Raw genomic sequence first — 11,836 nt, forward strand, 5'->3', positions numbered from 1 at the left:
TGGCGACTGTGCGACCGCGTCGGTCAGGCGGCGGGCTCCACGTGGACGACGGCCTCCGCGGCCCTGGCGAGGATCTCGTCGACCGTCTCGGCGGGCGTCAGGGGCCAGCACGACCACATGTAGCGGACGGCTCCGGATCAGCCCGGCCAACAGCTCCAGGTCCGCGCCAAGCACCACGGAAGTAGAGATCGGTCGCGGCGGCGGCGAGCCGGTAACGCGGGCGGAGCCGGCTCAAGCGCCGACCAGCTTCCGGACCTGGTCGGCGCCGACGGCCAGGAGGAGGGTGGGGAGGCGCGGGCCGGTGTCGCGGTTGACCAGGAGCCGGTACAGCAGGGCGAAGAAGGCTCGCTGCGCCGTCTTCAGCTCGGGCGTGGCCTTGGCGTCGGGCGCCAGCCCGGCTCGTACCTTCGGCACGCCGTAGACCAGCGTGGTCAGCCCGTCGAGTGACCAGTGCTCGTCGAGTCCGTCGACCAGCAGCCGCAGCGAGTCACGTTCGTCCTCGTCGAGCGCGGCGAGCAACTCGGCGTCGGGCGACTCGCGCACGCGGGTGCGCTGGTCGGCGGGCACCTGGGTGTCGACCCAGCGCTGCGCGCGGTCGAGCCGGGGCCGGGCCTCGTCGAGCGAGGTGAGCTCGCCGTCGACGTCGCGCAGGATCCGTAGCGTCTGGTCGTCGTCGCCCGTGGTGATGTCGACGACGGAGGCCAACGTCCGGTACGGCACCGGCCGCGGCGTGGCGGTCAGCGGGCCCTCGGCCGTGCGTACGGCCCGCTCGTAGGCGGCCAGCTCGGCGGGTTGGGCCGCGTCGGTGGCGACCTTGCGGCCGAGGCTGTCCCACTCGTCGTAGAGCCGCTGGATCTCCTGGTCGAAGGCGATCTTGAAGGACTGGGAGGGCTTGCGCCGCGCGTACAGCCAGCGCAGCACCGGCGCCTCCATGATCTCCAGCGCGTCGGACGGAGTCGGCACGCCACCCTTGGAGCTGCTCATCTTGGCCATGCCGGTGATGCCGACGAAGGCGTACATCGGGCCGATCGGCCGCTCGCCGCCGAACACCTCGCCCACGATCTGCCCGCCGACCACCCAGGCCGAGCCGGGGGAGTGATGGTCGACGCCCGAGGGCTCGAACACCACGCCCTCGTACGCCCACCGCATCGGCCAGTCGACCTTCCACACCAGCTTGCCGCGGTCGTGTTCGGCCAGGCGAACGGTCTCCCCGAACCCGCACTCGCACACGTACGCCAGCTCGGTGCTGTCGTCGTCATAGGCGGTGACCGTCGTGAGATCCCGCTCGCACATCTCGCAATAGGGCCTGTAGGGGTAGTAATCCACCGCCTCGGTGCGGGCCGTCTCCTTGGTGCGGTAGCGGGCCAGGACCGCGTTGATCCGTTCCCGCTCGCGCATGGCGAGCAGGATCTGCTCGCGGTAGGTGCCGGCGGAGTATTGCTCGGTCTGGCTGATGCCGGTGTAGGTGATGCCGAGGCCGGCCAGCGCCTCGATCATCGGCGCTTTGAAGTGCTCGGCCCAGTTCGCGTACGGGCTGCCCGGCGGGGCGGGCACCGAGGTCAAGGGCTTGCCGATGTGGTCGGCCCAGGACGGGTCGATGCCCGCGGGCACCCTGCGGAAGCGGTCGTAGTCGTCCCACGACAGCAGGTGCACGCAGTCGAGGCCGCGGCGGCGGATCTCGTCGGCGACCAGGTGCGGAGTCGTGACCTCCCGCAGGTTACCCAGGTGGATCGGCCCGGACGGGCTCAATCCGGAGGCGCAGACGATCGGTTTCCCCGGGGCACGACGCTCCGCCTCGGAGATCACCTCATCCGCGAACCTGGAGACCCAGTCGGTCTCCGTAGTGTCAGCCATCGCGCCATTCTTGCGGCTAGCCCGCGATCAAGCCAACGAAATGGGCGGTTCAGGCCAAGGTCACCTGGCCGAGAGGGGTGTCCAGCACCGCCCGCAACGCGATCTCCGGGCCCTCGGCGATGTCCAGCTCGACGCCCAGCGCGGTCAGGTCGCGGCGGAGCGCGGAGGGCTCCGGGTGTACGGCGCTGAAGGCGGCCAGGCCCAGCCGGGGCAGTCCCGACGCCGCGGGGTGGGTGGTGCCGCCCCAGTCGATGAGGAACGGCACCGGCCTGACCGGCGCGGAATCGTCCCGCCTGGTGAGCCGCCACTCCAGCAGGGTGCCGTCGGGGGTGCGCCGGGACAGCGGCTCGACGTCGCCGGGGTCGTAGCCGTGCTCGCGGGCCTGCCGTACGGACTTGTCGAGGTCGGTCGGGTGTACGGCCCAGGTGATGAGCTGTGGCTCGGACAGGGTCTCCAGGTCGAAGACGGAGCGCTGGAGGCCGTCCTCGGCCTCCGGGTCTGGCCCGATGATCTCCAGGTAGGAGGTATCGCCGAAGGAGACCAGGTAGTTGGCGGTGCCGCCGGGGTGACGGCCTCCGGCCGCCGGGGTGACTCCGGTGCGCGCGGCGAAGTCGGCGACGCCGAGCAGGAGGTCGGGTACGGCGTAGACGAGGTGGTCGAGGTGCGGATCGGTCACTGGTCTGCCTTCCGGTCGCTGGTGGGCTCTCCTAGCGAGAGCATGAGCCGGTTCGCCCAGTTGAAGAAGGCCGCCGCGTGAATCGTGTCGCTGATCGCCAGATCGTCCAGCCCGGCCGCGCGTAGCGCCTCGATGTGCTCGGCGCCGAACTCGGACGGCGTGGCCGCCAGCGCCACCGAGGCGTCGATGACGGCCCGCCACCGCCCGTCCTGCGGCGCCGCCACGCCCTCGTCGAGCAGCCGTCGTACGTCGTCGGGCCGTTTGGAGTAGTGCGCCGCGAACCGCGCGTGCACAGAGGCGCAGAAGACGCACCCGTTGCGGCGCGAGGTGGCGGTGGCGGCCAGCTCGCGCTCCGGGCGCGGCAGGCCGCCCTTGGTGTTGTAGAAGATGTCGTTGTCGGTCTTGGTCCGTGCGTGCAGGATCTCCGGGTCGCGGGCGAGCAGCCTGAAGTACGGGGATGCGGCCCGGGACGCGTCTACCAGGGCCTCTCGGTGGGCCTCGGTCAGCTCGTGTTCGGCCAGCGGCGCCAGCCACGGCTTCCAGCCCAGTTGGTCGGTGGTGAAGCCGGTCATGCGGTGGTCTCCTTCTGGGCGGCGCCGAGCAGCCGCAGGCCCGCGACCACCCGGATCTGGAAGCTGAGGAAGGCCACGAGCTGCGAGAGCGTCACGATGGCCGCGTCGCTCCAGCCCGCGTCCGCGAGCGCCCGCAGGTCCTTGGGGTCGGCCTCGCGCGGGCGGAACACCAGCAGGTGCGCGTGCTCGAAGGCGGCGGCGAGCCGCGCCCCGAGCGCTTCGGGCTGCCGGGCCCGGTAGCGCAGCCCTTCGTCGCTCTCGGCGGCGAGCGGTCCGTCGGCGGGGTAGGCGCCGTAGGGGCCGGTCGTACTCCCGGCCTCGATCTCCAGCCGGACCGCGCCGAGCAGTTCGGGAGCCAGCTCGGCGAGCCGGTCGGCGTAGAAGCGGGCGGTACGGGGATCGCTGTGCAGGCCCGTCACGAAGGCCGCCACCGCGTCCCGCTCGACCAGCGAGACCGCGCCGGGCACGTCAGGGGTGAGCAGCGCGTCGAAGCCGCGCTGGGCGTGCTCGCGGGCGTCCGGCCGCCGGTCACGCAGGCGATCGAGCGGGGAGTCCGGCTCGATCCCCACCAGGTGGTCGATCACGTCGATCATGTGGTGCTCAATTCCGTGGTGTTCGGGGCCCAGCCGAACGCGGGGGCGACCTCGGTCGCCAGCAGTTCGATGGAGCGGAGGATCAGCGGGTGCGGTGGGTCGACCGAGTGCACCTGCAGGACCAGGTCGGTGACCCGGTCGAGCGTGGGATCGGCCTTGAGGCTGTCGATGACGTCCTGCGGGGTCCCCACGTGCACGTCGAAGGCGGTGATGCGGTCGCGGGAGGTCTCGAAGGGCAGCCGGGCGCGGCTCAGCCCGCGTTCGGCGTACCGCAGCGCCTCGGCCCGGCTGTCGGCCACGAACGCGGTCCGCGACGCCACGATCCGGGGCGCGGTGCCCGCCGGCAGGTTCTCGTAGTAGGCGTCCACGATGGGCCGCTGGATCTCCGCCAGCGTCGCCTCGGGATGCTCCTCAGGGCGTGGCTGGGTACGCGACAGCATCAGCCCGTTGCCCGCCCGCCCCGCCCTGGCGCCGCCGCTCACCGAGAACGTCGCCTCCCAGACGGCGTCGAGCAGGCGCGGCGCCGCGGGATAGAGCCGGTTGCCGCCGCCGAGGTCGCGGCCCGACCAGGCGTCGACGAGCACCGCCAGATGCTCGGCGTAGACGGCCGCCCGCCGCGCGCTCTCCTTCCCGAACGCGGTGAACGACGACGGCGTGCCGCCGCTGCCGACGCCCACTTCGAGCCGGCCGCCGGTCAGCAGATCGAGTACGGCGGTGTCCTCGGCAACGCGTACCGGATGTTCGAGCGGCAGCGTGATGATGCCGGTGCCGAGCCTGATCCGGCTGGTACGCGCGGCGACGTGCGCGAGGAAGACCAGCGGCGCGGGCAGCCCGCCCTCCGCGCCGTCGAAGTGGTGCTGCGCCACCCACGCCGTGTCGAACCCGAAGGACTCCGCGTGCCCGATCTGCTCGGCGGCCAGCCGGTAGCGCTCGTCAGCGGGCACCTCGTCGAGCAGTCGGCTGAAGAATCCCAGCCTCATCGCACCGGCTCCGGGATCGCGGCCAGGAGTTCGCGGGTGTAGTCGTGCTGTGGGTCGGTGAAGACCCGTTGTGTGGTTCCGAATTCCACTATGCGTCCCTTGTTCATGACGGAAACGGTGTGTGAGATCTGGCGCACCACCGCGAGGTCGTGCGAGATGAACAGATAAGTCAGCCCCAGGTCACGCTGGAGCTCTTCGAGCAGGTCCAGGATCTGCGCCTGTACGGTCACGTCGAGCGCGGAGACCGCCTCGTCGAGCACCACGACCCCCGGATCGACGGCCAGCGCGCGGGCGATGGCCACGCGCTGCCGCTGGCCGCCGGACAGCTCGCGTGGCCTGCGGTCGAGCAGGCTCTCGGGGAGCGCCACACGTTCCATCAGATCACGCACCCTGCGGCGGCGGGCGGCGCGGTCCCCGAGCCGGAAGTTGCGCAGCGGCTCCTCCACGATCGCGGCGATGGACTGCCGGGGGTCGAGCGAGCCGTAGGGGTTCTGGTAGACGAGCTGCACGTGGCGCCGGAAGTCGCGCCCCGCTCTCCCCCCGACGACCGTTCCCGCTCCGGCGATCGTGACGGTGCCGGAGGTGGGCTCGGCGAAGCGTACGACCATGCGGGCCGTGGTCGTCTTGCCCGATCCGGACTCGCCCACGAGAGCGTGCGTGGTGCCGGGGCGTACCTCGAAGGACACCCCGTCGACAGCGCGGAACGGACGTCTCCCGACGCGGAACTCCTTGACCAGGTCGCGGACCACGATCGCGGGTTCCTCGTCTGTGGCCTCCGCTACCGCGCGGAACTCGCGCACGGACAGCGCGGGCGCGTCGCGCAGCAGCTGCCCGGTATAGGCGGCCTGCGGAACTGACAGGACCTGGCTCGACGGGCCCTGCTCCTCGATCCGGCCGTCCTTCATGACGATCAGGCGGTCCGAGCGGTTCGCGGCGATGCCCAGGTCGTGGGTGACCAGCAGCACCGCCGTACCGAACTCGGCGCGCAGGTCGTCGATGAGATCCAGGATGCGCCGCTGCACCGTGACGTCCAGTGCGCTCGTCGGCTCGTCGGCGATGACGAGCCGCGGTTCCAGGGCGATGGCGATGGCGATGAGGACCCGCTGACGCATCCCGCCGGACAGCTCGTGCGGGTATTGGCGGGCGCGCGTCTCCGGGTCCGGCAGGCCGACGCGGGTGAGCAGGTCCACGACGCGGCGGGAGATCGTACGACGGTCGCCGCGTTTGTGGATGCGCAGGACCTCGCCGATCTGGGCGCCGACGGTCTTGACCGGGTTCAGGGAGTTGGACGGGTCCTGCGGGATCAGGCCGATCTGGGCGCCCCTGATCGATTCCATCCGGCGGGTGGACCAGGTGGCCAGGTCGGAGTCGCCGAGCAAGATCTGGCCGCTGTCGAGGGTGGCGTTAGGGGGCAGCAGGCCGATGATCGAGTGGGCGGTGGTCGTCTTGCCGGAGCCGGACTCGCCGACCACCGCGACCACCTCGCCGGGCTCGACCGTGAAGGAGATCCCCTGGACCGCCGGCCGGGCGTCGTAGGAGACCGCGAGGTCGCGTACGTCCAGGAGGCTCATTGGTTGGGGCCTCCAATCGACCAGCTCATGTCGTGTTCCTTCCGATCGAGCGGCTGATTCGGCTCGCGGCCAGTACCACGGCCACGACCACCACGCCGGGCAGCGTCGTCAGCCACCACGAGGTGGCCAGGTAGTTGCGGCCCTCCGAGATGAGCAGTCCCCATTCGGGCGTCGGTGGCTCGGCGCCGTAGCCCAGGAAGCCGAGCGTCGAGATGGCCAGGATCGCCACCCCGAACTGCAGGGCGGCCAGCGCGATGACCGGGCCGAGCGAGTTGGGCAGGACGTGCCGCCAGAGCACGGCCGGGAACCGGCCGCCGCTGCCGAACGCGGCCTCCACGTAGTCGGACCGGCGCACCCGTACGACCTCCGAGCGCGACAGGCGGGCGAAGGCGGCGACGGACCCGATGCCCACCGCGATCGCCACATTGATCGTGCCGGGACCGAGCAGGATGATCACCGTCAGCGCCAGGAGCAGGCCGGGCACGGACAGCAGGACGTCGGCCACCCGCATGACGGCGTCGTCGAGCAACCCGCCGGTCGACCCGGCCAGCAGACCGAGCAGCGTGCCCGCGAGCAGACCCACGGCGACGGCGACGAACGCGCCCGACAGGGAGTGCACGGAGCCGTGCACCACGCGGGCGAACAGGTCGCGGCCCACGGCGTCGGTGCCGAACAGGTGCTCGGGGCTCGGCGGGCGCAGCTTCTCGGCCGGCACCCCGGCCAGCGGGTCGTACCCGGTGAACAGGGCGGGCACGACGGCCCAGAGCACGACGAGAGCGATCGTCAACCAGGACAGGATCTTCACGCCGCCGCCTTCAGCCGGGGGTCGAGCACCGGGAACAGCAGGTCCACGCCCAGGTTGACCAGGACGAACACGGTGCTCGCGAGCACCACGACGGCCAGCATCACCGGCGTGTCCTGCGCGTTGACCGCCTGCTCGGTCAGCCGTCCGATGCCGTTGCGGCCGAAGACCGTCTCGGTGACGACCGACCCCGCGATGAGCTCGCCGAACGTCATCCCGGCGACGGTCAGCGCGGGCAGCACCGCGTTGCGAGCCACGTGCCGCCACAGGATCCACCACCGCGACGCGCCCTTGGCGGCCACGACGGGTACGAACGGCTGGGTGTACACCTGGTCGATGCCGCGTGCCAGCACCTGCGCGATCGGCGCCGAGATCGGCACGGCCAGCGTCAGCACCGGCAGCAGGAGTTGCTGCGTCGGGCTGCCGCCGATCACCGGCACCAGCCCGAGCCGGAAGGAGAACACCTGGATCAGCAGGATCCCCAGCCAGAAGGCGGGCACCGAGACGAACAGCGACGGCACCGCCAGCAGCGCCCCGCGCAGCCAGGACGTACGGCTGTACCCGGCGGCGAAGGCGAGCACCACGGCGATCAGCAGGGCCAGCGCGAACCCCGCCGTGGCCAGCTTGGCCGTCTCCGGCAGCGCCTCGGCCAGCCGTTCGACCACCGGCGTGCCGGTGTCGATCGAGTAGCCGAAGCCGCCGCGCAGGAAGCCGAGCAGCGTGTGGAGGTAGCCGATGATCGGCGGGTCGCCGCCGCCGTAGTAGGCGCGGATCTCGGCGATCTGCTGGGGCGACAGCCCGAGCTCCGGGTTCTGGAACTTGATCAGGATCGAGTCGCCGGGCAGGAGCTGGAGGAGTACGTAGCCCGCCGTGAAGGCGGCCCACAGCACCAGCGCCGCCTGCCCGACGCGCAGCAGGACGTATCGGGTCACCGCTTCGACAGCCAGACCGAGTAGAACGTGGGCCTGGCCACCGCCTCGAAGGCGACACCCTGGACGTACGGGGCGGCGCCGTAGACCTGCGGCTCCTCGAACAGCGGGATCGCGTAACCCTGGTCCACCACGTAGCGCTGGATCTCGCCGACCTTGGCGTCGCGGGCGGCCTTGTCCGCCAGGGCCGACTCCTCCTCCAGGAGCTTGTCGAGCTTGGTGTCCTTGGACAGGATGACGTCGCGGTTCTGGCTGTGGAAGTGGCTCTTGATCACGTCCTCGTCGGCGCGGCCGACCATCGAGTGGGCGATGGCGGTCTTCTCCGCGTTCTTGATGTCGACGGCCTGGGTGCCGGCGTCGGCGGGGCGGATCTCCAGCTTCACGCCGATCTTGGTCCACTGCTGGGCGATGAGTTCGAGGGTCTGCTTGGACAGCGGTTGCGGGCCCGAGACGAAGACGCCCAGCTGGAGCGGCTTGCCGTCCTTGGCGCGGATGCCGTCGGCGCCGCGCGCCCAGCCGGCCTTGTCGAGCAGGGCGTTGGCCTTGGCCGGGTCGTAGGCGAGCTCCTTGGACAGGTCGACGTACCCATGGGCGAGGTGGCTGAGGACCGAGGTGGCGACCGGGTAGCTCGGGGTGAACAGGGTGTCGACCACCTCCTTGGCGTTGGTTCCGGCCTGGAGCGCCTTGCGTACGTCGAGGTCGCTGAGGATGCTGTTGCCGGGCCGCAGGTAGAGGCCGTTGTTCACGCCTCTGGTCGGCTCCGCATAAATCTTGAAATTCGCGTCCTTGACGGTTTTTTCGTCATAAGCCTGGACGTAGCGGACGTAGTCGGCTTGGCCGGAGGTGAGCGCGCCCACCCGCACGTTGTCCTCGGGCGTCACGATGATCTTGATGGTGTCGAGGTACGCGCGGCCCTGGTGCTTCGACGACGCCGGCGCCCAGTTGTAGTCCTTGCGGGCGGTCAGGTCGATCTCCTTGTCCACGACCTGTTTCGCCACGGTGAACGGGCCGGACCCGATGACGTTCTTGAGCTGGCACTGCTGTTCGTACGGCAGCGAGATCGTCTTCTTCGACACCAGGCCCGCGCCGATGACCGAGGTTCCTTGCAGAAAACCGGGTGACGGCTTCTTGAAATGGAAGCGCACGGTTCTGTTGTCGATGACCTCACTACGTTCGTAGTTGTTGACGAACTCGGCCGGGGGCAGCTTGAGGTCGGTGTCGCCGAGGCCGTACACGTCGAAGTTGGCGGCCACGGCCGAGGCGTCGAGCGGGCTGCCGTCGCTGAAGGTCACGCCGTCGCGCAGGTGGAAGGTGTATTCGGTGGCGTCCTTGTTCACCTCCCACTTGGTGGCGATCCACGGCTCGATCCGCAGCGTCTTCGGGTCCTGCCAGGTCAGCTTGTCGGTGAGCTGGTTCAGCACGCCGCCGTTCGGATAGAAACCGGCGGCGGGCAGGTAGAGGCAGGTGGGCGGCTGATGCTCCAGGTAGGTCAGCGTGCCCCCGTAGACGGGTGCCCCGCCGGCGGCCTGCGCCTGGACGGCGGGACCGCTGCTGCCACAGGCGGCGAGGAGCCCCGAGACGGCCAGCCCCGAGGCGGTGAGCATGGTGAGCGCGGCGGAACGCATGGGACATCCTTCACGGTGGTCGCTGGAACTAAAACCACCATATCCTACCTAGATAGTAGGTATATAACCCACCTCTGCCCTCTCAGCGGCCTGGCTGAGCGCCGCGTGCTCAGTGGCCTGATCGAGCGCCGCGTGCTCGGCGGCCTAGCTGAGCGCCGCGTGCCGGGCGGGGGACGTCAGCGGGGGACGCTATTCGCCCGTCACACCGTCGATCTGCTCACGCAGGATGTCGGCGTGGCCGTTGTGGCGGGCGTACTCCTCGATCATGTGGACGAGGATCCACCGGTGGGAGCAGTCCTGCCCGTGGCGCTGTGCCTTGCCCAGGGCGTCGAGCGGCACCTCGGCCGACACCTCGCGGGCGTGCTCGATCTCGGTCTGCCAGGTCTTGAACGCCTCGTCGGCCGAGGCGGTGTCAACGTCGTCGAAGTCCGCGTCTTGGTTGGTGTCCTTGCCCCACAGCTTCGGGACGTCCTCGCCGTTCAGCACCCCCCGGTACCAGGCCCGCTCCACGTGAGCCATGTGACGGACCAAGCCGAGCAGCGACATGGTCGACGGCGGGGCGGAACGGTGCCGCAGCTGCTCCTCCGACAGGCCCTCGCACTTGACGGCCAGGGTCTCGCGATGCCAGTCGAGCCAGTTGGTGAGCATGGCGCGCTCGTCGGCGATGAAGGGGGGCGGGATGCGATTGTCACTCATGCTGCGCAAACGTAGCTGACCGGCCGAGTTACCGTCGAAGTAGACCATCCAGGATGGTCTGTTTGGCGAACCAATAGCTGGAACGAGGAGTCGAACGGGTCAGGGGCGGAAACGGCGGGGGGTCGTGATCATGAGGGGTCTGGTGGCCGCATTGGCGGTGGTCACGTTGACATCGACATCGTGCGGGGGGATCGGGCAGGCGTCCGAGGTGTGGCAGGCCTCCGTCCGCTCGGAGGACCCGGTCGTGACGGTCGCGCCGACGTGGATCCGCGGGCTGCGGGTGGTTCGCGACAACGGCAACGAGGGATCCTGTGCCTGGTCGACCACGTACCCGCAGGTGCCGGGCGCGCAGCCGCTGACGGACGCGCTGCGCCGGCTGGTCGAGGCGCGGCGGGCCACGTTCCTGAAGTGGGCGCGGGAGAGCGGGTGCGGCGAGCAGGACGGGAAGGCGCCCGAGCTGAACGTCGGGTTCGGCTTCGTGGCGGCCTCGGGCGATGTGATCGGGGTCCGGTTCACCGTCTACCAGCTCGGGGGCGCGGGCGACGGCAAGTCGACGACGTCGCTCTGGTACGACGGGGTCAAGGGCCAGGTCGTGCCCGCCATGTCGCTCATCGACGCGGCGTCCATGAGCGGGTTCGAGGCGCTGACGGAGAAGGTGCTGACCGAGAAGGCGCTGACCGAGGAGGCGCGGCTCGCCGACCGGAGCGCCCAGACGCTCGACGACCTGGGTTTCACCAAGGACGGCGATCTGGTCGTGACCTTCGACGAAGGGGAGGTGGCGGCGGGGGCCGTCGGCCAGGTGCAGGCCGTGTTGCCGCGCGCCGAGGTGGAGCCGCTGCTGTCGGACTTCGGCCGGCGGGCGCAGGCCCAGGTCATGCGTCCGTCCGGCCGCATGGCGCTGCCCGGATATACGGCGGACGGCTCGGTCGACTGCCGCCGGGTCAAGTGCGTGGCGCTCACCTTCGACGACGGCCCGAGTCCGTACACCCCCAGGTTGCTCCAGTATCTGGCCAGGTACCGGGCGCGGGCCACGTTCTTCGTCGTCGGGCAGAACGTGGTCGCCCGCCCCGGCGTGGTGCGCGGCGCCCTGCGGGCCGGGCACGAGATCGGCAACCACAGCTGGTCGCACCGCGACCTGACCAGGCTGTCCGCCCGTGCGGTGCGAGCGGACCTGGCCAGGACCGACCAGGCGATCCGAAAGGCGACCGGGGTGACGCCCACGCTGGTCCGCCCGCCGTACGGTGCCTTCGACCGCGTCGTACGCAGGCAGTCGCCGCACCCGCTGGTGCTGTGGAGCGTGGACACCCTGGACTGGTTGTACCGCAACAGCGGCCATGTGACCCGTGCCGCGGTCGGCCCAGCGCGACCCGGATCAATCATTCTTTTTCATGACATCAGGCCGACCACCGTGGCGGCGATCCCCCAGGTGCTGAAGAGGCTGTCCAAGCGCGGCTTCCACTTCGTGACGGTCAGCGAGCTGTACGGTGGCCGTCCCCCCGCGGTCGCCGTCCAAGGCCCGAGCCCGAGGCATCCATGAC

At 70.5% G+C, this 11,836-nt stretch carries 11 protein-coding genes; 1 reads left to right on the forward strand and 10 read right to left on the reverse strand.

Features of this window, described 5'->3' with window-relative positions:
• Positions 1-231 precede the first annotated feature (231 nt).
• The 10 genes from lysS to AB0B64_RS26190 form a co-directional block, all read right to left on the reverse strand.
• Positions 232-1,854 carry a lysine--tRNA ligase gene (lysS, locus tag AB0B64_RS26145; RefSeq protein ID WP_358180205.1) on the reverse strand — a complete coding sequence of 541 codons (1,623 nt, stop codon included), beginning with the start codon at positions 1,852-1,854 and terminating at the stop codon, positions 232-234.
• Between the two features lie 49 nt (positions 1,855-1,903).
• Positions 1,904-2,530: a VOC family protein gene (locus AB0B64_RS26150; protein ID WP_358180208.1), complete on the reverse strand. Its 627-nt coding sequence runs from the start codon at positions 2,528-2,530 to the stop codon at positions 1,904-1,906.
• Complete coding sequence (locus AB0B64_RS26155) at positions 2,527-3,102, reverse strand: alkylhydroperoxidase domain protein (RefSeq protein ID WP_357957457.1); 576 nt, start codon at positions 3,100-3,102, stop codon at positions 2,527-2,529. The genes AB0B64_RS26150 and AB0B64_RS26155 overlap by 4 nt, the downstream gene beginning before the upstream one ends.
• Positions 3,099-3,695: a CMD domain protein gene (locus tag AB0B64_RS26160; RefSeq protein ID WP_357957455.1), complete on the reverse strand. Its 597-nt coding sequence runs from the start codon at positions 3,693-3,695 to the stop codon at positions 3,099-3,101. The genes AB0B64_RS26155 and AB0B64_RS26160 overlap by 4 nt, the downstream gene beginning before the upstream one ends.
• Complete coding sequence (locus tag AB0B64_RS26165) at positions 3,692-4,675, reverse strand: putative FMN-dependent luciferase-like monooxygenase (RefSeq protein WP_357957454.1); 984 nt, start codon at positions 4,673-4,675, stop codon at positions 3,692-3,694. Before AB0B64_RS26165 ends, AB0B64_RS26160 begins: the two co-directional genes overlap by 4 nt.
• The gene (locus AB0B64_RS26170) at positions 4,672-6,246 is read right to left on the reverse strand and encodes an ABC transporter ATP-binding protein (protein WP_357957452.1); all 1,575 of its coding nucleotides are present in this window, start codon (positions 6,244-6,246) and stop codon (positions 4,672-4,674) included. Before AB0B64_RS26170 ends, AB0B64_RS26165 begins: the two co-directional genes overlap by 4 nt.
• A gap of 25 nt (positions 6,247-6,271) precedes the next feature.
• Positions 6,272-7,051 carry an ABC transporter permease gene (locus tag AB0B64_RS26175; RefSeq protein ID WP_358180211.1) on the reverse strand — a complete coding sequence of 260 codons (780 nt, stop codon included), beginning with the start codon at positions 7,049-7,051 and terminating at the stop codon, positions 6,272-6,274.
• A complete protein-coding gene (locus AB0B64_RS26180) occupies positions 7,048-7,980 on the reverse strand; it encodes an ABC transporter permease (protein ID WP_357957448.1) in 933 nt (310 codons plus the stop codon). Before AB0B64_RS26180 ends, AB0B64_RS26175 begins: the two co-directional genes overlap by 4 nt.
• Positions 7,977-9,602 carry a TIGR04028 family ABC transporter substrate-binding protein gene (locus tag AB0B64_RS26185; RefSeq protein WP_357957446.1) on the reverse strand — a complete coding sequence of 542 codons (1,626 nt, stop codon included), beginning with the start codon at positions 9,600-9,602 and terminating at the stop codon, positions 7,977-7,979. The genes AB0B64_RS26180 and AB0B64_RS26185 overlap by 4 nt, the downstream gene beginning before the upstream one ends.
• A 189-nt stretch (positions 9,603-9,791) precedes the next feature.
• A complete protein-coding gene (locus AB0B64_RS26190; protein ID WP_358180214.1) occupies positions 9,792-10,298 on the reverse strand; it encodes a DinB family protein in 507 nt (168 codons plus the stop codon).
• A 130-nt stretch (positions 10,299-10,428) separates the two neighbouring features.
• Here AB0B64_RS26190 and AB0B64_RS26195 point away from each other — a divergent pair, with 130 nt between their 5' ends.
• The gene (locus tag AB0B64_RS26195) at positions 10,429-11,835 is read left to right on the forward strand and encodes a polysaccharide deacetylase family protein (RefSeq protein ID WP_357957444.1); all 1,407 of its coding nucleotides are present in this window, start codon (positions 10,429-10,431) and stop codon (positions 11,833-11,835) included.
• The last annotated feature ends 1 nt before the right edge of the window (position 11,836 follow it).

Source organism: Nonomuraea sp. NPDC049129, assembly GCF_040648495.1.
GTDB lineage: Bacteria > Actinomycetota > Actinomycetes > Streptosporangiales > Streptosporangiaceae > Nonomuraea.

What these genes read in the sequence shown, in the direction of transcription:
- lysS (WP_358180205.1), bottom strand. Translation starts at nt 1,854, where the DNA reads ATGGCTGACACTACGGAGACCGACTGGGTCTCCAGGTTCGCGGATGAG.
- AB0B64_RS26155 (WP_357957457.1), bottom strand. Translation starts at nt 3,102, where the DNA reads ATGACCGGCTTCACCACCGACCAACTGGGCTGGAAGCCGTGGCTGGCG.
- AB0B64_RS26160 (WP_357957455.1), bottom strand. Translation starts at nt 3,695, where the DNA reads ATGATCGACGTGATCGACCACCTGGTGGGGATCGAGCCGGACTCCCCG.
- AB0B64_RS26165 (WP_357957454.1), bottom strand. Translation starts at nt 4,675, where the DNA reads ATGAGGCTGGGATTCTTCAGCCGACTGCTCGACGAGGTGCCCGCTGAC.
- AB0B64_RS26170 (WP_357957452.1), bottom strand. Translation starts at nt 6,246, where the DNA reads ATGAGCCTCCTGGACGTACGCGACCTCGCGGTCTCCTACGACGCCCGG.
- AB0B64_RS26185 (WP_357957446.1), bottom strand. Translation starts at nt 9,602, where the DNA reads ATGCGTTCCGCCGCGCTCACCATGCTCACCGCCTCGGGGCTGGCCGTC.
- AB0B64_RS26190 (WP_358180214.1), bottom strand. Translation starts at nt 10,298, where the DNA reads ATGAGTGACAATCGCATCCCGCCCCCCTTCATCGCCGACGAGCGCGCC.
- AB0B64_RS26195 (WP_357957444.1), top strand. Translation starts at nt 10,429, where the DNA reads ATGAGGGGTCTGGTGGCCGCATTGGCGGTGGTCACGTTGACATCGACA.